The sequence below is a fragment of the Nonomuraea marmarensis genome (assembly GCF_043197025.1).
Taxonomy (GTDB): domain Bacteria; phylum Actinomycetota; class Actinomycetes; order Streptosporangiales; family Streptosporangiaceae; genus Nonomuraea; species Nonomuraea marmarensis.
The window spans coordinates 178,767-198,505 of the sequence record NZ_JBICRM010000017.1; the positions used below are offsets into that span (position 1 = coordinate 178,767).

General features: G+C 70.2%; 19 protein-coding genes and 1 riboswitch. Of the genes, 10 read left to right on the plus strand and 9 right to left on the minus strand.

The annotated features are described in order from the left end of the window. Nucleotides 1-2: 2 nt before the first annotated feature. Both ACFLIM_RS27090 and ACFLIM_RS27095 read right to left on the minus strand, forming a co-directional pair. Nucleotides 3-1,568: a bifunctional 3'-5' exonuclease/DNA polymerase gene (locus ACFLIM_RS27090; RefSeq protein WP_393170091.1), complete on the minus strand. Its 1,566-nt coding sequence runs from the start codon at nt 1,566-1,568 to the stop codon at nt 3-5. A gap of 21 nt (nt 1,569-1,589) precedes the next feature. Beyond that, entirely contained in the window at nt 1,590-3,032 is a 1,443-nt protein-coding gene (locus ACFLIM_RS27095; protein ID WP_393170128.1) for a metallophosphoesterase family protein, read from the minus strand. Between the two features lie 232 nt (nt 3,033-3,264). On the opposite strand from ACFLIM_RS27095, the gene ACFLIM_RS27100 reads away from it, so the two are divergent. Then, the gene (locus ACFLIM_RS27100; RefSeq protein WP_393170093.1) at nt 3,265-3,627 is read left to right on the plus strand and encodes a hypothetical protein; all 363 of its coding nucleotides are present in this window, start codon (nt 3,265-3,267) and stop codon (nt 3,625-3,627) included. Here the strand turns inward: ACFLIM_RS27100 and ACFLIM_RS27105 are convergent. Beyond that, nucleotides 3,624-5,186, minus strand: coding sequence for an FAD-binding oxidoreductase (locus tag ACFLIM_RS27105; protein ID WP_393170130.1), 1,563 nt, complete (start codon nt 5,184-5,186; stop codon nt 3,624-3,626). The genes ACFLIM_RS27100 and ACFLIM_RS27105 overlap by 4 nt on opposite strands. A gap of 31 nt (nt 5,187-5,217) precedes the next feature. Here ACFLIM_RS27105 and ACFLIM_RS27110 point away from each other — a divergent pair, with 31 nt between their 5' ends. The 5 genes from ACFLIM_RS27110 to ACFLIM_RS27130 all read left to right on the plus strand — a co-directional run bounded on the left by ACFLIM_RS27110 (nt 5,218) and on the right by ACFLIM_RS27130 (nt 10,133). Continuing rightward, nucleotides 5,218-5,727 (plus strand): TetR/AcrR family transcriptional regulator, encoded by a 510-nt coding sequence (locus tag ACFLIM_RS27110; RefSeq protein WP_393170094.1) that lies wholly within the window; start codon nt 5,218-5,220, stop codon nt 5,725-5,727. After that, a complete protein-coding gene (locus ACFLIM_RS27115) occupies nt 5,720-7,216 on the plus strand; it encodes a glycerol-3-phosphate dehydrogenase/oxidase (protein WP_393170096.1) in 1,497 nt (498 codons plus the stop codon). Before ACFLIM_RS27110 ends, ACFLIM_RS27115 begins: the two co-directional genes overlap by 8 nt. 102 nt (nt 7,217-7,318) lie before the next feature. Further along, a complete protein-coding gene (locus tag ACFLIM_RS27120; protein WP_393170097.1) occupies nt 7,319-8,188 on the plus strand; it encodes a sucrase ferredoxin in 870 nt (289 codons plus the stop codon). A 100-nt stretch (nt 8,189-8,288) separates the two neighbouring features. Further along, on the plus strand, nt 8,289-8,600 hold the full coding sequence (locus ACFLIM_RS27125) for a WhiB family transcriptional regulator (protein ID WP_080036407.1): 312 nt from the start codon (nt 8,289-8,291) through the stop codon (nt 8,598-8,600). 312 nt (nt 8,601-8,912) lie between these two features. Further along, on the plus strand, nt 8,913-10,133 hold the full coding sequence (locus tag ACFLIM_RS27130; RefSeq protein ID WP_393170099.1) for an esterase-like activity of phytase family protein: 1,221 nt from the start codon (nt 8,913-8,915) through the stop codon (nt 10,131-10,133). Between the two features lie 140 nt (nt 10,134-10,273). Here ACFLIM_RS27130 and ACFLIM_RS27135 read toward each other — a convergent pair whose 3' ends face one another. Then, nucleotides 10,274-10,507: a DUF397 domain-containing protein gene (locus tag ACFLIM_RS27135; protein WP_393170101.1), complete on the minus strand. Its 234-nt coding sequence runs from the start codon at nt 10,505-10,507 to the stop codon at nt 10,274-10,276. Between the two features lie 135 nt (nt 10,508-10,642). Then, a complete protein-coding gene (locus ACFLIM_RS27140; protein WP_393170103.1) occupies nt 10,643-11,524 on the minus strand; it encodes a helix-turn-helix domain-containing protein in 882 nt (293 codons plus the stop codon). Between the two features lie 200 nt (nt 11,525-11,724). On the opposite strand from ACFLIM_RS27140, the gene ACFLIM_RS27145 reads away from it, so the two are divergent. Next, nucleotides 11,725-12,150, plus strand: coding sequence for an ATP-binding protein (locus ACFLIM_RS27145; protein ID WP_393170105.1), 426 nt, complete (start codon nt 11,725-11,727; stop codon nt 12,148-12,150). Here ACFLIM_RS27145 and ACFLIM_RS27150 read toward each other — a convergent pair. Further along, nucleotides 12,133-12,759: a phosphoribosyltransferase gene (locus tag ACFLIM_RS27150; RefSeq protein WP_393170107.1), complete on the minus strand. Its 627-nt coding sequence runs from the start codon at nt 12,757-12,759 to the stop codon at nt 12,133-12,135. The genes ACFLIM_RS27145 and ACFLIM_RS27150 overlap by 18 nt on opposite strands. An 80-nt stretch (nt 12,760-12,839) precedes the next feature. Then, entirely contained in the window at nt 12,840-13,937 is a 1,098-nt protein-coding gene (gene rsgA / locus ACFLIM_RS27155; RefSeq protein WP_393170109.1) for a ribosome small subunit-dependent GTPase A, read from the minus strand. Between the two features lie 284 nt (nt 13,938-14,221). Here rsgA and ACFLIM_RS27160 point away from each other — a divergent pair, with 284 nt between their 5' ends. From ACFLIM_RS27160 to ACFLIM_RS27170, 3 genes are all read left to right on the plus strand, one after another. Further along, nucleotides 14,222-14,770: a sigma-70 family RNA polymerase sigma factor gene (locus ACFLIM_RS27160; protein ID WP_393170111.1), complete on the plus strand. Its 549-nt coding sequence runs from the start codon at nt 14,222-14,224 to the stop codon at nt 14,768-14,770. After that, entirely contained in the window at nt 14,767-15,477 is a 711-nt protein-coding gene (locus tag ACFLIM_RS27165; protein ID WP_393170113.1) for an anti-sigma factor family protein, read from the plus strand. Before ACFLIM_RS27160 ends, ACFLIM_RS27165 begins: the two co-directional genes overlap by 4 nt. A 160-nt stretch (nt 15,478-15,637) precedes the next feature. Continuing rightward, nucleotides 15,638-16,924, plus strand: coding sequence for a CHRD domain-containing protein (locus ACFLIM_RS27170; RefSeq protein WP_393170115.1), 1,287 nt, complete (start codon nt 15,638-15,640; stop codon nt 16,922-16,924). Between the two features lie 315 nt (nt 16,925-17,239). Here the strand turns inward: ACFLIM_RS27170 and glyA are convergent, their stop codons facing one another. Next, nucleotides 17,240-18,490 carry a serine hydroxymethyltransferase gene (gene glyA / locus ACFLIM_RS27175; protein WP_393170117.1) on the minus strand — a complete coding sequence of 417 codons (1,251 nt, stop codon included), beginning with the start codon at nt 18,488-18,490 and terminating at the stop codon, nt 17,240-17,242. A 25-nt stretch (nt 18,491-18,515) separates the two neighbouring features. Next, nucleotides 18,516-18,598, minus strand: a riboswitch (ZMP/ZTP riboswitch). A 24-nt stretch (nt 18,599-18,622) separates the two neighbouring features. After that, entirely contained in the window at nt 18,623-19,555 is a 933-nt protein-coding gene (locus ACFLIM_RS27180; protein WP_393170119.1) for a YihY/virulence factor BrkB family protein, read from the minus strand. Nucleotides 19,556-19,739: the final 184 nt, after the last annotated feature.

Here is a 19,739-nt window from a genome sequence, read left to right on the forward strand (position 1 = left end):
GGTCACTTGGCGTCGGCGTAGGAGGTGACGGCCACGGCCTCCATCGGGAACCGCACCGGCGTCCCCCCGAACAGCAGCCTGCTCGCCTCGGCCGCCGCGGTCGAGACGGCCGCGATCATCTCCTCCGCCTGCTCCAGCGGGCAGTGCACCATCACCTCGTCATGCTGGAAGAACACCAGCCGGGCAGGCTCGGGCAGCAGCCCGCGCAACACCGCCAGCAACGCCAGCGCCCACTCGGCGGCCGTGCCCTGCACCACGAAGTTGCGGGTGAACCGCCCCCGGTCCCGGGCCGCCCGCCCGCCCTCGGGCCCCGACACCAGCTCCTTCCACCTCGACGAGGGCGGCGGGCTGGTGCGGCCGAGCCAGGATCGTACGAGCCGCCCCTCCTCCCCCGCCTTGGCCGCGTCCTCCACGAACTGGTAGGCCTTGGGGAAGCGCTGCCGCATCATGGCCAGCAGCTTGGGGGCGTCACCGCTGGTGCCGCCGTACATGGCGGACAACATCGCGATCTTCGCGTTGCCCCGCTCGCCCCCGAACGACTGCGCCAGCGCCGAGTAGAGATCGATCTCCCCGGCCGCCCTGGCCAGCCCCACGTCACCGGCCATGGCGGCCAGCACCCTCGGCTCGAGCTGCGCGGCGTCAGCGACGATCAGCACCCACCCGTCGTCGGCCACCACGACCCGCCGCATCACCTTGGGAATCTGCAGCGCCCCGCCCCCGCTGGTGGCCCACCGCCCGGACACCACGCCGCCCACCACGTATTCGGGCCGGAACCGCCCGCCCCGCACCCACTGATCGGCCCAGACCCACCCGTGGAAGCTGAACAGCCGGGCCAGCTCCTTGTAGGCCAGCAACGGCGCCACGGCCGGATGGTCGATCTGCTTGAGCTCCCACGATCTGGTCGTCTTCAGCCCCACCCCCGCCCCCTTGAACGCCTTCACGAGCTGCTGCACCGAGTCGGGGTTGACCGCATGCCCGAACGCCGCCGCCACCTCGTCGGCCAGCGCCTGCAGCTTGGCCGGCCGCATGCCGTGCACGGGCCGGGGCCCGAGCAGCTCGGTCAGCAGCGCGTCGTGCACGTCCCTGCGCCACGGCATGCCGTCGTGCGACATCTCGGCCGCGACGAGCGCGCCCGCCGACTCGGCCGCCACCAGCAGCCTGAACCGCCCCGGCTCCGGCAGCGCCTCGATCCGCCGCAGCTGGTCGGCCAGCACCTCCGCCATGGCCTCGGCCCCGAGCGGCTCGGGCGCGAACAGCGTGTCCGGCGCGTTCGGCCGGTCCTCGGGCACCGGCAGCCCGTGCAGCCTGGCGTGCGCGGCCCTGGCGGACCGCGCCTCGCCGTAGCGGCCCTCGTGGGCGAGCAGCAACCCCTCGGTGAGCGCGAGGTCGTGGCAGCGCGAGACGCGCACTCCCCCGCGCAGCAGGTCCGGATAGACCTCCCGCGTGTCCCCCCACACCCACCGCGGCCGCTCGGCCTCCAGCTCTTGTACGGCCCGCGCCAGATCCGCGGCACGGCGAGCCGAACCCCCGACCGGCAGCACCGTCTCTCCAGCGACCACGACATACACGTGGTCAAGAGTGCCAAACGGCTACGACAAACTGATGCGCACCTCGTCCTCCAGCGGCGGGTCCAGCTCCTGCGGCAGGCACCCGGTGGCCGCGAAGCACCGCAGGGTCAGCTCCTCGGGCGTGACCGAGACGTGCAGGAGCTGCTTGAAGAACGGCGGTGTGTCCCAGTCGGACAACTCGGACAGGTAGCGGTGGAACACCTTGTCCACCGGCAGTCTGAACGGCCACGGCCAGGCCCCGAGCAGCCGCGCCGCCCACCGCATCCTGCGGGTGATCTTCACCGGCCCCGCGACGGTCCTGACCGGCTGGTTCTTGATGTGCTCGGACATGATGCACAGCGCCTCGACGGGCGTGAGGTAGAGCCACTTCATCCGCAGCCTGCGGGCGTAGAGCTGGCTGTAGAAGGACAGCGAGTCGCCGCGCAGCGGGTAGCACCTGAAGTCGTCCTCGTGCACGCCCTTCACGCCGACCCGGCCGATGGTGTGCGTGGCGTGCATGAACGCGCCGCCGCCGCCGGACACGATGTACTGGATCACCCGGTCGCCCACCTTGACCGGGTAACGCTGGTAGTTGTGCACGTCGCCGCCGATGGCCGCGACGTACCGGTGTGCCGGGTCGCGCACGATGTCGTCGATCGTCCCGCCGCCCGCCAGCGGCGACGGCTTGTACGCGTTGCCGGTGTAGATGGGCTTGCCCGTCACGAGGATCTTCGGCCGGGGGTCGAGCGAGACGCGCCGCAACCATGCGGTCTGCGCCTTGTCGATCACGTTCCTGATGCCGGTGTCGACGCCCACGACCAGCAGGTTGTCGCTCTCGATCACCCAGTAAGGACCCGGCTGCGTCGCCTGCTGGGACGGCTTGCCCCTGAGCGTGCGCGCCTCGGCCAGCAGCGCCTCGTCGATCTTCTCCGGCTTGCGCCACAACAGCCCGCGTAACCCCCGGTCCGGCTTGGGCCTGAGCGCCGGGGCGTCGCAGAAGACCCGCATGAACCCGCCGAGCCCGTCATACCAGTCGTGGTTGCCCGGGATGGCGTAGATGGGGGCGTCGTAGTCCTTGTACGGACGGAAGAACTTGTCCCCGTACTCGTTGCCCGATCCCGTCGGATAGATCACATCGCTGGCAATGACGGCGAACGACGTCCGCTCCCCCAGTTTCAGCATGCCCGGAACAACGGCGTACTGAGAGGCATCTCCTTCTCCGGTATCGCCGAGCAGGAGGAAACTGAAATTTCCCCCAACGGGTGGCTTGATGCGAAATTCCGGGTCAATCCCGCGCGCTTCCTGCGCCTCCACCCACCGCGCCCGAACCTGCCCGGAGGGATCCCCGAACAACCCGGCCAGGATCTCGTTGCGCGAGAGCCAGAGCGTTCGTAAATTCAGCCAGCTAAAGCCATGCCCATTGGGCCTGAGCTGCGCGAACGTCCCCGTCTGCGAGCAGGCCCAACCCGCGCCCTCCTCCGACACCCGTGAGGAAAGCTGCTTTCCGCGCTCAGCCGCGACTTCCACCATGACCACATCTTTACCGTGTTGAACCATTGGGATCTACCATTCGGCATCCTGAACGCTCTGTACCGTTGAGAACACTGAAGGTGCGCAATGGTGTAGCCTCACCCCCCAAGCAAGCGGTTGGGACCGCCGTGGGGAGGCTCCCATGACCCGTAATCCTGACGACGCGACCCGAAGAAGCACTTCCGAAGTGAAGGCCATTGAGGGTCTGCTCGCCTATGCCCAGACCCGCCGCCGCTGGGGCGGCGGGGCGCTCGACTACGCGAGCGAGGCGATCGCGCGGAGCCGGGCCCTGTCCAGGGAGTTCCCCGGCCAGTACGCGGATCTGCTGGCCCGCTGCCTGCTCACGTCGGCCAGGCTCCTGCTCAAGCGCAGGCGGGCAACGGAGGCGCTGCCGCTGGCGCAGGAGGCGGTGGAGCTCACCCGCCCCCTCGGCGGCGGCCCGCTGGTGGTCTCGCTGCACTGCCTGGCCGCCGCGTTCGAGTCCCTCCACCGCTACAGCGAGGCCGCCGCCACCATCGCGGAGGCCGGTCAGATCCCGCCCCCCGACTAACGCCCCGGGATGAGCACGCCGGGGTTGAGGATCCCGGCCGGATCGAGCCTGGCCTTGACCGCCTCCAGGATGCCCACGCCCACGGGCCCCAGTTCGGCCCCATAGGCCTCCCGGTGATCGCGGCCGACGCCGTGGTGGTGCGTGATGGTGCCGCCGGCCGCGACGATGGCCGCGCTGACCGCCGCCTTGGCCCGCTCCCACTGCGCGACCGGGTCGGCCTCCTGCGGGGTCACGACGGTGAAGTACAACGAGGCGCCGGTCTCGTACACGTGCGAGATGTGGCACATGACGAGCGGCGCGCCGAGCGCGCCGAGCAACGCCAGGCGGACCGCGTCATAGAGCCGCGGCACGTTCGCCCAGAACCCGGCGGTCTCCAGCGTCTCGACGGTGGCCCCGGCCGCGAGCAGCGAGTCCCGCAGGTACGGCGCGGAGAACCGGCCATGCTCCCATGCCTCACCCGGCGCCGCCCCCAGGGGCTCACCACCCATCCGCGCCAGCACACCCGAGACGGCACCCTGCCGCCCCGCGACCGAGGCCCCTTCGTAGCCCGCGATCAGCAGGCACCCCGAGTCGCCTGAGCCGATCGCGTCCGGCTTGGCCAGGCCGATCATCGTCTCCGTCTCGTCGGAGAGCCTCAGCACCGCCGGCAGCGGACCTTCCTGAGCGAGCGCGCGCACGGCCGCGGAACCCTCCGCGAAGGACGCGAAACGCCATCCCTCGTACCGGCGCTCGGCGGGAGCGCGCCGCACCCGCAACCGCAACGACGTGATGACCCCGAAGACGCCTTCGGAGCCGAGCACGAGCTGCCGCAGATCGGGCCCGGCCGCCGACTTGGGGGCCCGGCCCAGGTCCAGGGTGCCCGACGGGGTGGCCACGGTCAGGCCCACGACCATGTCGTCGAAGCGCCCGTACCCGGCCGAGGCCTGCCCGCTGGAGCGGGCCGCCGCGAAGCCGCCGAGCGTGGCGTACTCGAAGGACTGCGGGAAGTGCCCCAGCGTCAGCCCGTGCGCGGCGAGCAGCCGCTCGGCGTCGGGAGCCCGCACCCCCGGCTCGAACGTGGCCACCATCGACTCGGCGTCCACCGACCGCAGCCGGTCGAGCCGCCCCAGGTCCAGCGCGAGCACCCCGGCGAAGCCGGCCCGGGAGGCCGCGAGCCCGCCCACCACCGAGGTGCCGCCGCCGAAGGGCACGATCGCGACCCGCTCGTCCGAGCACAGCCGCAGCAGCTCGGCCACCTCGTCGTGCGACCCGGGCAGCACCACGGCGTCAGGGGCGTCCGAGCCGTCCCCGGCGCGCATCCGCAGCAGATCGGGGGTGGACTTGCCGCGCGTGTGCCGTACGCGGGCCTCGTGCCCGGTCAGGACGTGCTCGGCGCCGACGATCTTGGCCAGCGCCTCGAGCAGCGGCCCGGGCAGGGCGACGGCCGGGAGGCGTACCGACTCCAGGGAGGCGGCGGGGGCGTCCGGGGCCCGCACGCCGAGGAGGTCGCGCAGGAGCGTGCGGATCTGCTCGGGCAGCTCGCGGGCCTTGGCGGGGTCGCCCCAGCCCGACCAGAGCATCGGTTCTCTAGGCACGCTTACACTGTGACACATGACGTCGATTCGTCACAACGAGGGCGTGCTGGACGCGGCCCGCGACTGCGTGCTGGCCTACGGGGTGCGCAGGACGACGCTCACAGACGTGGCGCGCAGGGCCGGGGTGTCCCGGATGACGATCTACCGGCGCTGGCCCGACGTGCGCACGCTGGTCGCGGACCTGATGACCAGGGAGTGGGTACGCGTGGTCGCGGAGCTGGACATGTCGGACCCGGTGCGGGCCGTCGTGGCCGGGGTCCGGGGGCTGCGCGCGCACCCGCTCTGGCGGAAGATCGTGGCGGCGGACCCGGAGCTGCTCATGCCCTACCTGTTCGACCGGCGCGGCGCCGCCCACGAGGCCGTCCTGGCCGTGCTCGAACAGGCCGTCGGCGACCCGCGCAAGGCCAGGGCGGTGCTGCTGGTCGCCCAGTCGTTCCTGCTGTCCGCGCCCACCATGCTCGATCCTGTGACCCTGGACGAGCTCGACACCGAGCTCACCGTCCTCCTGGAGGCCTATCTTGGATAGCTCGCTGAACGCCCGCAGAAGGTCCCGGGAGCTGCGCCGCGTCGCGGAGGAGCGGGTGGACGTGCTGGTCGTGGGGCTCGGCGCGACCGGGGCGGGGGCCGCGCTGGACGCCGCCTCCCGGGGGCTGAGCGTGGCGGCGATCGAGGCGCACGATCTGGCGTTCGGGACCTCCAGGTGGAGCTCCAAGATGATCCACGGGGGGCTGCGCTACCTGGCCAAGGGGCAGGTGGACGTCGCCTACGAGAGCGCGGTCGAGCGCGGGATCCTGCTCCGGACGACCGCTCCGCACCTGGTCAAGGCGCACCCGTACCTGCTGCCTCTGACGAAGGCGGTCTCGCGCGGGCAGACGGCGCTGGTGATGGCCGGCTACCGCGCCGGCGACGGGCTGCGCGCCGCCGCCCGCACGCCGCGCCGCCTGCTGCCCGGCCCCACGCGCCTGAACGCGGCCCGCACCCGCACGCTGGCGCCCGTGCTGGACGGGGACGGCCTGCGCGGCGCGCTGCTGTCCTGGGACGGCCGCCTGCTCGACGACGCCCGCCTGGTGGTGGCCATCGCCAGGACCGCCGCCGCGCACGGGGCGCGCGTGCTGACCCGTTGCCGCGCGTTGCGGCTCGCGGACAACGGCGCACTGGTACGCGACGAGCTGACGGGCGAGGAGTTCACCATCCGCGCCAGGGCGGTGATCAACGCGGCCGGGGTGTGGGCGGGCTCGCTGGATCCGCAGGTGAAGCTCCGACCTTCCCGGGGCACCCACCTCGTGCTGGCTGCCGGGACGCTCCCCGGGCTGATCGCGGGCATGCACGTGCCCGTTCCCGGAGAGATCAACCGATTCGCGCTCGTACTCCCCCAGCGCGACGGCCGCGTCCACGTCGGCCTGACGGACGAGCCGGTGGACGGGCCGGTGCCGGACGTCCCCGAAGTGCCCGCGGCGGACGTGAGAGCCCTTCTGAAGCTACTGAACGGGGTTCTTGAGACCCAGGTGACCCCTGAGGCGGTTGCGGGCGCGTACGCGGGTCTCAGGCCCCTTCTGGCGGCGGACGGGCGCACGGCCGACCTCTCCCGGCGGCACGCCGTGCTCTCGGACTCCGGCATCGTCACGGTGGTCGGGGGCAAGCTGACGACATATCGGCGCATGGCCCAGGACGCGGTGGATCGAGCGGTCTCGTCCAGAGACCTCCTGGCGGGGCGGAGCCGTACGAGGAGGATCCCGCTCGTGGGCGCGGGCCCCCAGCCGGACGGGGTGCCGCCGCGCCTGGCCGAGCGGTACGGCAGCGAGGCCGGCGCAGTGCACGAGCTCGTCAAGGCGCACCCGGAGGAGGTCGGGCTCGGCCTCACCAAGGGCGATCTGCTCTGGTCGGTCACCCACGAGGGCGCGCTCGACGAGGACGACCTGCTGGACAGGCGGACCAGGATCGGCCTGGTGAAGCAGGACCGGGACCGCGCGCTGCCCGCGACACGGGACGTGCTGGGCCGAACGGCCCGCGACTGAACCCGCGAATACGTTAGGTTAGTCTTACCTAATTCGCGTCGGGGGAAGGGACGGGCGTTGGCAAAGGGCTGCGAGCATCCGATCGGATGCCACACCGGAAAGGTGCCCACCCTGGCCAGCGCCACCGTGGGAGCCAGGCTCTGGCTGCTCATCGAGTACGCCGGCGCCTGGCCCTCCCATCTGGAAAGCTTCGAACTTCCTGGAAAAATCTCCGAACTCGTCCGCCGGGCGCTCGAACGCGGTATTCGCCCCCAGCTGATCCGGCGGCCGGGAAAGCGCACCCGCCCGCAGGAGCAGGGGATCCGTGTGCTATTGGCCTACGCGGTGGGGGAGCGCCCCTGGCTGGCGGGAGGCGTCGTCGCAGGTCCTGACGATCTTGACCTGGACGCGCTGGCGGCCGGAGTGGTCCCCGAGTCCTGCATACTTGAAGACGAGCCGGTATTTCTGGTCTGCACGCACGCCAAGCGCAATGCGTGTTGCGCCCGCATTGGACTACCCCTCGCTCGGTCTCTGGCCGAAAACATGCCGGACAGAGTGTGGGAAACGTCACACGTTGGCGGCGATCGTTACGCCGCCAACCTCGTGTGCTTGCCACACGGAATTTTCTACGGCAGCATGTCTCAGGCTGCTGCGTTGGCAGCGGCCAACGCGTACCGGTCGGGCGAGGTCATTCTCGACCGCTACCGGGGACGCGCAGGCATCCCTGAGCCATTGCAGGCCGTCGAGCACTTCGCCCGAGCCCATACGGGAGAGTGTTCTGTCGGCGCGGTGGCCGTGGAATCCTCCAGGTCGGACGGTGACGTCACCGAAGCCATTGTGCGCTGCGGCGACGTCCGGTTCCAGGTTGTGGTTGAGCCATCGGCGTTCACAGCGCCGTGTGGTACGGCTTGCGCCGAAACGATCACCACCTACCGGCTGGTTTCGCTGGACAGGCTCACGCCTGTACGGTACGCCACGCCCGTCCTCGCCTGAACAGGGAACATCACGGCCCGGCCCTGCGTTGGAACAGTGACGCCAAAAGCGTCCAATGCGGCTCAATTACCGAAATACCTCTCACGAAGGTGGTTTTCTCATGTCTCAGGTACGTCGGCAGCTCGCCCGCCCGCGCCCCAGCTGGGGTTGGCAGGATGATGCCGCGTGCCGGGGTGAGGACCTCGTGCTCTTCTTCGGCCCCGATGGGGAGCGGCAGCCCGAGCGTGACGTACGAGAGCGGAAGGCCAAGGCGATCTGCGCCCAGTGCCCTGTCCGCAACGAGTGCCTTGACTACGCGCTGTCCCGGCCCGAGAAGTACGGCACGTGGGGCGGTCTCAACGAGGACGAGCGCGCTTCCGAGCGTCGCCGTCGCATGCGCCGCGCGGCCAGCGCCGGCATCTCCGCCGCCTGACACACCCGGCAGCGTCACCAGCATCGCGTGATCACGTAGTTGTCCCGATGAACCGGCGCCTGGCCATCCACGCCCAGGCTCCGGCGAACCCGGTCGGGACAACTGCCTGATCAGGCACCTCACCCCCGCACGACCCGTGGACCACCCACCCATTGCCAGGTTGGGTGGTCATCGTCATTCCCGCATCACACCCGCACGGGACCAACCCCGTCATACCCACCAGAACCGCCCGCTGAAACCAGAGATCCGGCGGTCACCGCCCGTTGCCTGCCGTTCGGAATGCCGTCATGTGGCCCCCCTAGGGTGCCCGCCATGAGACGCATCCTCCTCCTGATGTGCGCGAGCGCGATGGCCCTCGGCCTGGCCGCTCCCGCCTCCGCCGACCCCGGCACCAGCTCAGATAGCAATGGCTCCGACAAGTCCGGTTTCGGGCAGGCCACGCTGACCGGGTTCGCGTCGCTCCCCGCACTCACCTTCGTCCCCGGCAGCGAGCCGTCGGGATCCCTGCTCGGCACGGCTCCGGTCAACGGCGTCACGCCCCCGTTCGCGGGGCAGCCGGTCCAGGGCTTCAGCGGCATCGCCCGGCGTCGCGACGGCACGTTCGACGTCCTGTCCGACAACGGCTACGGCAACAAGGCCAACAGCTCGGACTTCCTGCTGCGCGTCCACCACGTCCGGCCCGACTTCGGCAAGAAGTCCGTCCAGGTGCTCGGCGGCATCAACCTGACCGACCCCCGCAAGCTGGTGCCGTTCGCCCTCACCAGGCAGGACCGTACGCTGACCGGCGCCGACTTCGACGTCGAGTCGATCGTGCGCCTGGTGGACGGCACGTACTGGATCGGCGACGAGTTCGGCCCGTGGCTGCTGCACTTCGACCACAAGGGCCGCCTGATGGACGCCCCGATCGAGCTGCCGGGCGTCAAGGCCCCCGAGAACCCGTACCTGAACGGCGGCCAGCCCAACCTGGCCAGCAGCAAGGGCTTCGAGGGTATGGCCAGGTCCGTGGACGGCCGACGCCTCTACCCGCTGCTCGAGGGCACGGTGAACGGCGACCCGGCGGGGACGCTCCGCATGCACGAGTTCGACCTGCGTAAGAAGGCCTACACCGGGCGCCGGTGGACGTACAAGCTGGAGGACCCCTCCCACTCCATCGGCGACGCGATCGCGGTCGACGAGAACCGCTTCCTCATCATCGAGCGGGACAACCAGCAGGGCGCCGACGCCAAGGTCAAGCGCCTCTACCTGGCCGACCTGCGCGACAAGGACCACGACGGCGCGCTGGACAAGACCCTGGTCGCCGACCTGCTCGACCTCGCGGACCCGCGCGGGCTGGGCGGCACGCCCGGGACGTTCAGGTTCCCGTTCCAGACGATCGAGGACGTCATCATCCTGGACGACCGCACGCTCGGTGTGCTCGACGACAACAACTTCCCCTTCTCCAACGGCCGCACCGCCGGCAAGCCGGACAACAACGAGTTCATCACGGTACGGCTGACGCGCGGCCTCAAGGCCGACCCCCGCGTGTACCGCTAACCGATGCCGAGAAGCGGGGGCCGGCCACGACCACCTGGCGTGAGGCGGCCCCCGCGCCGCCCGGGAAGCCCCGAGGCCGTAGCCGAGATGACCGAATCCCGTCGCCGGAGTTGTCCGTAATGCCCGGCGACGGGATTCGGTCAGACGATGAGGTCGTCGAACTCGCCGTCCTTCGCCCCGAGGACGAACGCGGTGATCTCCGCCTGGGTGTAGACGAGCGCCGGGCCTTCTGGAAAGCGTGAGTTACGCATGGCGATCTCCCCCGTGGGCAGGCTCGCGACCTCGACGCAGTTGCCGTTGGGGTTGCTCCGCCTGCTCTTGCGCCAGGCGACGGGAAGGCGGCCGGCGGGCGTTCCGTTCAGGAACTCATGCATGGGGGCAGCTCCTCGCGATCTTACGAATGCACGTGCATCCGCGTTTGCGAGCTGACAATACGGCAGCGCGCGGATCTCCATATAGCGGACGACCAAAAATCCCGATATGGAGTGGATCACAGGGAAATCAGCAGCTCATCCGGAAATGAGGCGTTCTAGGAAGCGCCTGGTCTGCTTGGGCTCCTCGGCCTGGATGCTGAGCCGGTCCATGACCTCCATGTAGTGGTCTGAATCGGCGGGTTTGTCCAGGTAGAGGGCACTCGTGAGCTGCTCCATGTAGACCACGTCGGGCAGCTCACGCTCGGGGAAGCGCAGGATGCTGAAGGGGCCCCCGGCCGCCGCGTGGCCGCCGCGGTCGAACGGCATGATCTGCACGGTGATGTTGCGTTCGGCCGTGAGGTCGAGGAGATGGGCGATCTGCTCCCGCATCGTCTCGGGGCTGCCCAGCGTGCGGCGTACGACGGCCTCGTCGATCACGGCCCAGATGGTGAGCCCGCTCTCCAGCCGCTTCTGCCTGGTGGTGCGCAGGTCCACCCGGCGGTCGAGCTCCGGCTTCGGGGCCTTCTCGTGGGCCAGCTCGATGACGGCCCTGGCGTAGTCGGCGGTCTGCAGTAGGCCGGGCACGAACTGGTTCTCGTAGGTACGCATGCTGGACGCGGCGCCCTCCAGGCCGATGTAGACCTCGAACCAGCCGGGCAGCACGTCGCCGTATTTGTGCCACCAGCCCGGGGCGTTGGCCTGCTCGGCCAGGGCGAGCAGCGGCTCGCGCTCCGCGGGGTCGGTGACGCCGTAGAGGGTCAGGAGATCGGCCACGTCCCGCTGCTTGAAGCTGACCTGCCCGAGCTCCAGCCGGCTGATCTTCGCGTGAGATGCGCGAATCGAGTATCCCGCGTCCTCGCGCGAGATACCCTTCTCCGTACGGAGCCTGCGCAGTTGGGTCCCGAGCAGGATCCGCAGCACCGTTGGGCTTCCCGCCGAATAGCTGAGAAGTTTGCCCTCCGCGCCCTCTGCGCTCACTGAACCGCTCCTAGTCACCTGCACGTGCAGATGCGATTCGCATCTGTAAACCACGAAAAGTCTTGCATCAGTAAGCACTCCCCGTAAAGATGGGCATTGGATCACCAGACCGCGCTTCGGGGGCCAGAATGACGACTTTCGACGCTCGGCCGCAAGCCGCCATCGGTTCCCGGCCGCCAGGATGGCTTTCGTCCATTCTGGTGGAAGGTCGTGCCGGTGAGTGCGACGCGATGTTCCCGTTCCATCAGCGCACCGCGCTCGAGCCCGCCTGCGTGGCGATGGCCAGGCGATTCGTCGATCAGACGCTGACCGGATGGGGCGTGCTCGAAGTGGCCTTCGACGCTCAGCTCGTGGTGTCGGAGCTGGTGACCAACGCCATGCGGCACGGCGGCGGGGCAGGGCAGCTCCGGTTACTGACGCATGGAGCGGAGCTGGCCTGCGTGGTGACCGACCACAACCGGACCGTGCCGGTGGCCGCGGCGCCCGATGTGTTCTCCGAGTTCGGGCGGGGGCTGCGGCTGGTCGACGCCCTCTGCACCGCCTGGGGGTGGTTGTCCCCCGGGGGAGCGCGCAAGCTCGTCTGGGCCGTGCTCGCCGGCTGCGGCCGGTCAGGCCCTGCCCAGTAGGTCCAGCACGTCGGCGTCGCTGAGCTGGTCGAAGCGCTCGTACCACTGGCCCACCGCCCTGAAGTCGATCGGCACCAGCAGCACGACCAGCTCGTCGGCCTCCTGTCCCAGGGACCTGACGGTGTCACGAGCCCCGACGGGTACGGCCAGCGTCACCTTGGCGGGCTTGGCCGTACGGACCGCCCTGAGCGCGGCCCGTGCGGTGCCGCCGGTGGCGAGGCCGTCGTCGACCACGATCACCTCCCGGCCTTCGAGCGCGGTCAGCGGGCGGTCGCCGCGGTAGGCGTGCACCCTGCGGGCCAGCTCGCGCCGCTCCTGCTCGACCACGTCGGCCACGGACTCGGGCGTCAGGCCCAGCCGGTGCAGCAGCGCCAGGTCGAACACCGGCTCGCCGCCCTCGGCTATCGCGCCGACGCCCAGCTCGGGGGTCGGCGGATAGCCGATCTTCCTGGTCACGAGCACGTCGAGCACCGCGCCGAGCCTGCGCGCGATGGGCACGGCCACGGCCACCCCGCCGCGGGGCAGCGCCAGCACCACAGGGTCGTGCGCGTCCCGCAGCCGCTCGGCGAGCTGTGCCCCAGCCTCGGCCCGGTCTGCGAAGAGCTCCATGACCCGTGCCTACCCGCTGACGCCGGCTCCCTCGCCTCCACACCGCCCGCCATTCGGCCAACGGTCACGCCGAGTGGGGGTCAGGGGCGGTTGCGGCCCGAGCGGCGCATCTCCTTGGTGATCACCTTCCACTTGTTCTGCTGCTCCTTGCGCAGGCGGGCGTCCGTCCGCGAGGCCATCCACGCGGCCTCCCGCTGCAGCTTGCGCCAGCTCTCCAGGCGCCGCTCCGGCAGCTCGCCGCTCTCCAGGGCGGCCAGCACCGCGCAACCGGGCTCGCCGGAGTGGCCGCAGTCGCCGAACCTGCATCGCTCCGCCAGCGCCTCGATGTCGGAGAAGACCAGGTCGACGCCCTCGCCGATGTCGTAGAGGCCGATCCTGCGGATGCCCGGCGTGTCGATGACCAGCCCGCCGCCCGGCAGCGGGATCAGCTCCCGATGCACGGTGGTGTGCCGGCCGCGCCCGTCGGCGGCGCGTACCCGCTGGGTCTCCATGACGGACCCCCCGGCCAGCGCGTTGACCAGGGTGGACTTGCCCGCGCCCGACGCGCCGAGGATGACGGCCGTGCGGGAGCCCGCGAGATAGTCGCCGACCAGGGCGACCCCCTCCCCCTGCAGCGAGGAGACGGCGTGTACGTCGACGCCGGGGGCGGCGACGCGGACGTCGGCGAGCAGCTCGTCGAGGCCGTCCTCGAACAGGTCGGACTTGGTGACGAGCACGACGGGCGTGCCGCCGGACTCCCAGGCCAGGGCGACGAGGCGTTCGATGCGGCCGAGGTCGGCGAAGTCGGTGGAGTGCATCGACGGCTCGGCCACGAAGACGACGTCGACGTTGGCCGCGAGCACCTGGCCCTGGCCGTCGCCCGACAGGCCGCCGACCGAGTCGCGGCTCACGCCGCCCCTGATGAACGCGGTCGTCCTCGGCAGGACTTCGTCGAGCTCGTAGCGCCCCTCCGGGAGCAGCCTGAGCGCGACCCAGTCGCCGACGCACGGCAGCGCGACCGGGTCGGCGGCCGACGCCCGGCGTACCCGGGCGCCGTATTTGACGTGGAACTGGCCGTCCGCCGTGATCACCTCGGCGGCGCCGCGGTCGATGCGGGCCACGCGGGCGGGGACGGTGTCGGTGGGCAGCTCGGCGGCGCGGAGATCGTTCCAGCCGAGCAGCGAAAGATCGTGGGACAACGTGGTGAACCTTTGACTCGAGAAGGAGCCGGGCAGCTCAGACGAGCCCCCGGAGGTGGACGGACGGCAGGCAGAACAGCGTGACCCGCATGGTCCTCACCTCCTCGATCGGTTGCCGGGAGCGACTCTACGCACCCTGTCCTCAGGGATGCAATCGGATTAACTTCGGCGATCTGTTGAACCGTGCCAGGGCGGCTGGCCGTACCACCTGCCGACGGACGCGAGAAAGGGGAATGATGCGAGTCAGCACGTATCCCCCGCCCTCGGCCGACGGAGCCGCCCCGATGGGCAAGCCGCGCTTACGACACTGGATCCGGCGTGTGCGACCGGATGACGAGGTGGTCGTGTCCGCGCTCTACCGGGAATATCACGGGCCGCTGCTGGCCTTCGTGATCAGATTGACGGCGGGAGATCGGCAGTGGGCGGAAGACGTGGTGCAGGAGACCATGATCCGCGCCTGGCGGAGCTCCGAGCAGCTCGACCCCGACTCGGTCTCGTTGATGCCCTGGCTCGCCACGGTCGCCAGACGTATCGTGATCGATGACCGGCGGCGCCGGGAGGCCCGGCCGCAGGAGTCGGGCGACGGACCGCTGGAGAGCATGCCAGTGCCGGACGAGATGGAGGGACTGCTGCACCAGGTGGTCGTGTCAGAGGCGCTGAAGGCGTTGTCGCCGGCACACCGCGAGATCCTCAACGAGACGATCTTGCGGGACCGGTCGGTCAACGACGCCGCCGAGGCGCTCGGCATCCCGGTGGGCACCGTGAAGTCCCGGGTCTACTACGCGGTCCGCGCGCTGCGGGTCGCGCTGGAGGAGAGGGGGGTGACGGCGTGACCTCGAGAGTCGAGCACACAGATGTGGGCGCTTACGCGTTGGGCCTGCTGGAAGAGGACGACAGGCTGGCCTTCGAGGCCCATCTCCTCGGCTGCCCCACCTGCCGCTTCGAGCTGGCCGACCTGGCCGGCGTGGCGAGCGTGCTGAACGGCATCGGCCCGGTGGAGGACCACGAGCCCCCGTCCCCTGAACCGGTGATCGACCTGCTCCAGCGCAGGAAGGCGGCCGACAGGCGGACGCGCAGGGGGACGTTCGTGATCGGGATGGCGGCGGCGGTCACGCTGGTGGCCGGCGGGCTGACCATCGGCACGCAACTGGACGCCGAGAGCGCGCCGCAGGTCGCGCAGGGGCACGCCGATCACATGGGCCCGGCGGAGCAGTTCTACGCCGACGGCGCCCCGATCGAGGGCAACGGCGCCGACGGGGTGACCGGCGGGCTGGTGGTGGAGTCCAAGGGGTGGGGCACGCATGCCGCGCTCAAGCTGGCCGGGGTGAAGGGGCCGCTGGAGTGCGAGCTGATCTCGGTCGGCAAGTCGGGAGAGCGCCGGGTGATGACCGGATGGTCCGTACCTCCAGCCGGGTACGGAGTTCCGGGATCGCCTGATCCGCTCTACATGCACGGCGGCAGCGCCACGCAGCTGAAGGACATCGACCATTTCGAGGTGGTCACCTCGACAGGTAAGAAGTTGCTCACCATCAAGGCCTGATCGTCGGCCTCGAAGCCCTCCCGCCGCTGGTGGGAGGGCTTTTTATGCGCTTCCCCGTTGTGTGGAAATTTACGGATTCACGGGTTGAACCTCTGCCGGGCCGGGCCGCGTACTGCTTGCCGTACCAACCGGAATATCCAACCCTTTAAGAGGTTTCACGATGTCTATCCGTAAGATCATCATTCCTGGCGCTTTGGTGGCAGGTGCGCTTCTTATCCCGGTTCACGCGAACGCCTCGACTTCCGGGGACGACGTCTATCTCGCCGCCGGGCTGCGCGGTGCCAACGAGGTGGGGGTCGAGGGTGACGTCGACGGGCGTTCGACGGTCGTGCTCAGGATCAGCGGGAACGAGGTCACGTTCGCGGCCCGGTGGAACGAGATCGGTTCGCCGGTCGCCGGTCACGTCCACCTGGGCGCCAAAGGCACGAACGGGGACGTCAAGCTCGAGTTCTTCACCAAGCCGCTGCCCACGTCCGTGCTCGGCGTCACCGGCACCGTCAAGGCCGACCCCGAGCTGGTCAAGTCGCTGCTCGACAACCCCGGCGGCTTCTACGCGAACCTGCACGACGCCGCGCATCCCAAGGGCGCGGTGCGGGGGCAGTTCCACCGGCTGAGCAAGCCCGTCGATCTCAACGGGGTGCTGCACGGCAGCAACCAGGCCACGCTCTCCTCCTGGGCCGACGGGGCGCAGGAGGTCCAGGAGAAGGACGGCAAGAAGCGCGGCGACCAGGACGGCCAGGCCGTCTGGTGGTTGCGGCCCACCGGCGGGTCGATCGCCTACACCGCCTCCTGGTCGGGGCTCGGCGCGGTGACCAACGGGCACGTGCACAAGGCCGTGGCGGGGAAGAACGGCCCGGTGGTCGCGGACCTGTTCGCGGGGAGCCTGCCGGCCAACCTGACCGGCGTGGCGGGGGAGACGCCGGTCGCCGCCGGCGTCGTCAAGCGCATCGCCGCGAACCCCGGCCGCTACTACACGAACCTGCACACGGTCGACTTCGACGGCGGCGCGGTACGCGGCCAGCTGTCCGGCCGGCCGTTCACCCACCCGCGCGCGCTCACGGCCGACGTGCTGCGCGGCTCGCAGCTCTACACCTGCACCGAGAAGCCGGCCGGCGGCTACGCCTTCACCCAGCTCGGCGTGACGGCCAAGCTGCGGCGCGGGATCGACCACTCGTTCGTGACGCCGGGCGAAGGGCCACCGCAGTGGATCGCCCCCGACGGCAGCGCGGTGCGCGGCACCATCGTCACCAGGACGCCGAACGGCGACCAGAACATCCCCGAGCTGGTGCTCGACGCCACCCAGGCGGGCAAGGACAGCGGCCTGCTCGCGCACGCCACCCAGATCCTGCGCCTGAACACCACCGGCGGCGTCGCCCCCGCCGGGTCCTGCGAGCCAGGCAGCCAGGCCAAGGTCCCGTACGGGGCCGACTACCTGTTCCTCGGCTGAGGCTGACGGGGGACGACTCGGTCCCGTCCCCCGAGAGGCCATCCCCGGCCGATCCGGCGCCCGGTCCCCCGGGCCGCCGGTAGGCCATCGCGACGGGGTACTCCGGCCCACGTCGCGACGAACGCCCCGCCGCACACGGGAGCCCGTGCGGCGGGGCGTTCCGTCATCTCTCGGCCCAGCGGAAAACCACCCACGTGGGCAAGGTCGCGCCGTGACGGCGGCCCGCCACGTGCGGGTCAGCGGGCGTCACCCTGGAGGCCCTTCCGATGTGCGGCGGGTGGCGCCCACTTGGCTCCGCCGTAACATATGGGGTTTTTACAGGCCAGGGGCCGGGAACTGCGCGGTGAGCTCGCTGACCTCGTGGTGGACGCGCGTAATGACGTCTTCGGCGTCGCCCTTGGCGAGGGCCGTGACGACCTCGTCCATCCACGCCCCGATCTGCCGCATCTCCGCCTCCCCCATCCCCCGCGAGGTCACGGACGGCGTGCCGATGCGGATGCCCGACGGGTCGAACGGCTTGCGGGTGTCGAACGGCACCGTGTTGTAGTTGGTCTCCAGCCCCGCGCGGTCGAGCGCCTGCGCGGCCGGCTTGCCGCCGATGCCCTTGGGTGTGAGGTCCAGCAGGATCAGGTGGTTGTCCGTGCCGCCCGAGACCAGGTCGAACCCGCGCGAGCCCAGCTCGTCGGCCAGGGCCTTGGCGTTGGCGACGATCTGGTGCGCGTAGTCGCGGAAGGACGGCTGGGCGGCCTCGTGCAGGGCGACGGCGATGGCGGCGGTGGTGTGGTTGTGCGGGCCGCCCTGCAGGCCGGGGAAGACGGCCTTGTTGAGCGCCTTGGCGTGCTCGTCGCTGGTGGCCATGAGCATCGCGCCGCGCGGGCCGCGCAGCGTCTTGTGCGTGGTCGTGGAGATCACGTCGGCGTGGCCCACCGGGGAGGGGTGCGCGCCGCCCGCGACCAGGCCCGCGATGTGCGCGATGTCGGCCGCCAGCATGGCGCCGACCTCGCGGGCGATCGAGGCGAAGCCCTCGAAGTCGATCGTGCGCGGGATCGCGGTGCCGCCGCAGAAGATCAGCTTCGGCCGGTGCTCCAGCGCGAGCTGCCGGACCTCGTCGAGGTCGATGCGGCCGGTGTCCTTGCGTACGCCGTAGCGGACCGGGTTGAACCACTTGCCGGTGGCCGAGACGGACCAGCCGTGCGTGAGGTGGCCGCCGAACGGCAGGCCCATGCCCAGCACGGTGTCGCCCGGCTGCAGGAACGCCATGTAGATGGCCAGGTTGGCGGGCGAGCCGGAGTAGGGCTGGACGTTGGCGTGCTCGACGCCGAACAGGGACTTGGCGCGCTCGATGGCCACGGTCTCGATCTGGTCGATGACCTGCTGGCCCTCGTAGTAGCGCTTGCCCGCGTAGCCCTCGGAGTATTTGTTCGTCAGGACGGTGCCGGTGGCCTCGAGCACGGCCTTGGACACGTAGTTTTCGGACGCGATCAGCTTGACGGTGTCGGCCTGCCGCCGCTCTTCCGCCTTGATGAGCTCGGCTATCTGCGGGTCGACGCTAGCGAGAGAACTCATGACTCTCCTGTGATCGTTGACAATCCGCGAAGACCCAGGCGCACGGCCTCCGCTCCTTTCGCTCCCCGGTGGTCGATCCCACCCAATGCGCCAGTCGCGTCTCGCCCTAGACGATAGCGGATCCGCGGGGGGCTATTTGGTACGGCCGATGCCCGGCCAGAGCCGATCGACCTCGGCGTTCAGAATGGCCCCGATCAGCACGGCGAGCGCGGTGATGTAGAGCCAGAGCAGCAACGCGATGGGCGCGGCCAGCGAGCCGTAGACGGACACGGGCGAGAACCACGCGGCCAGCACGGCCCGCAGCACCGCCGCGCACACGATCCACAGGAACAACGCCAGGATCGCCCCCGGCAACTCCCGGTACCACTTGGTCCGCACCGGCACGCTCACGTGGTAGAGCACCGTCAGGAACAACACGGAGCCGATGATCACGACCGGCCAGTAGAGGAGGTCGATCAGGATGCCGTATTCGCCGGGCAGCGTGTCCTTGAGCAGCGTCGGCCCGATGACCAGGATCGGCATGACGATGATCCCGATGATCAGCCCCACGATATAGAGCCCGAACGACATCAGCCTGGTACGGATGATGCCCCGCTCCTCCCCCAGCCCGTAGGCGACGGAGATGAGGTCGACGAAGACGTAAAGAGCGCGGGAGCCGGACCAGAGGGACAGCAGGAAGCCCAGCGAGATGATCGACACCTTGCCCGCGTCGTCGCTGAGCACGTCGGTGATGAGCGGGTTGATCACCTTGTTCACCGCGTCGTCGGTGAACAGCAGCCCGGCCTGGTCGATCACCCACGTCTTCACCTGCGTGACCACGCTGGGCCCCAGCCAGGTGCCGAGCTTGCCCAGGACCCCGATCAGGCCCAGCACGAAAGGCGGCAGCGAGAGCAGCGCGAAGAAAGCCGCCTCGCCCGCCAGGCCGGTGACCCGGTAGTTGACGCCGGCGTTCGTGGCCGCGCGTACGGTCGCCCACGACTTCGTGTCGCGCACCCAGCTCAGCCTGGCCCGGGCGTTGGAGGCGAGCCCCCTCTTAGGCCGAGAAGGCACATCGGTGGACGTCATGGCACCCAACGGTATTCGCAGTGACTCTTCGGGACAGCTTACGTCCCCGGCACTGCCCTAGCCCGGCTTGATTCGGCGAAGCCGGGAAGATCGAGTCAAGTTTGGTGATGTTGGGCTGATGTTGGGCGGAGTCGCTGGTCAGGCGGCGATCCCGCCACGGTGAGCGAGATCGTCGATGGCTCGC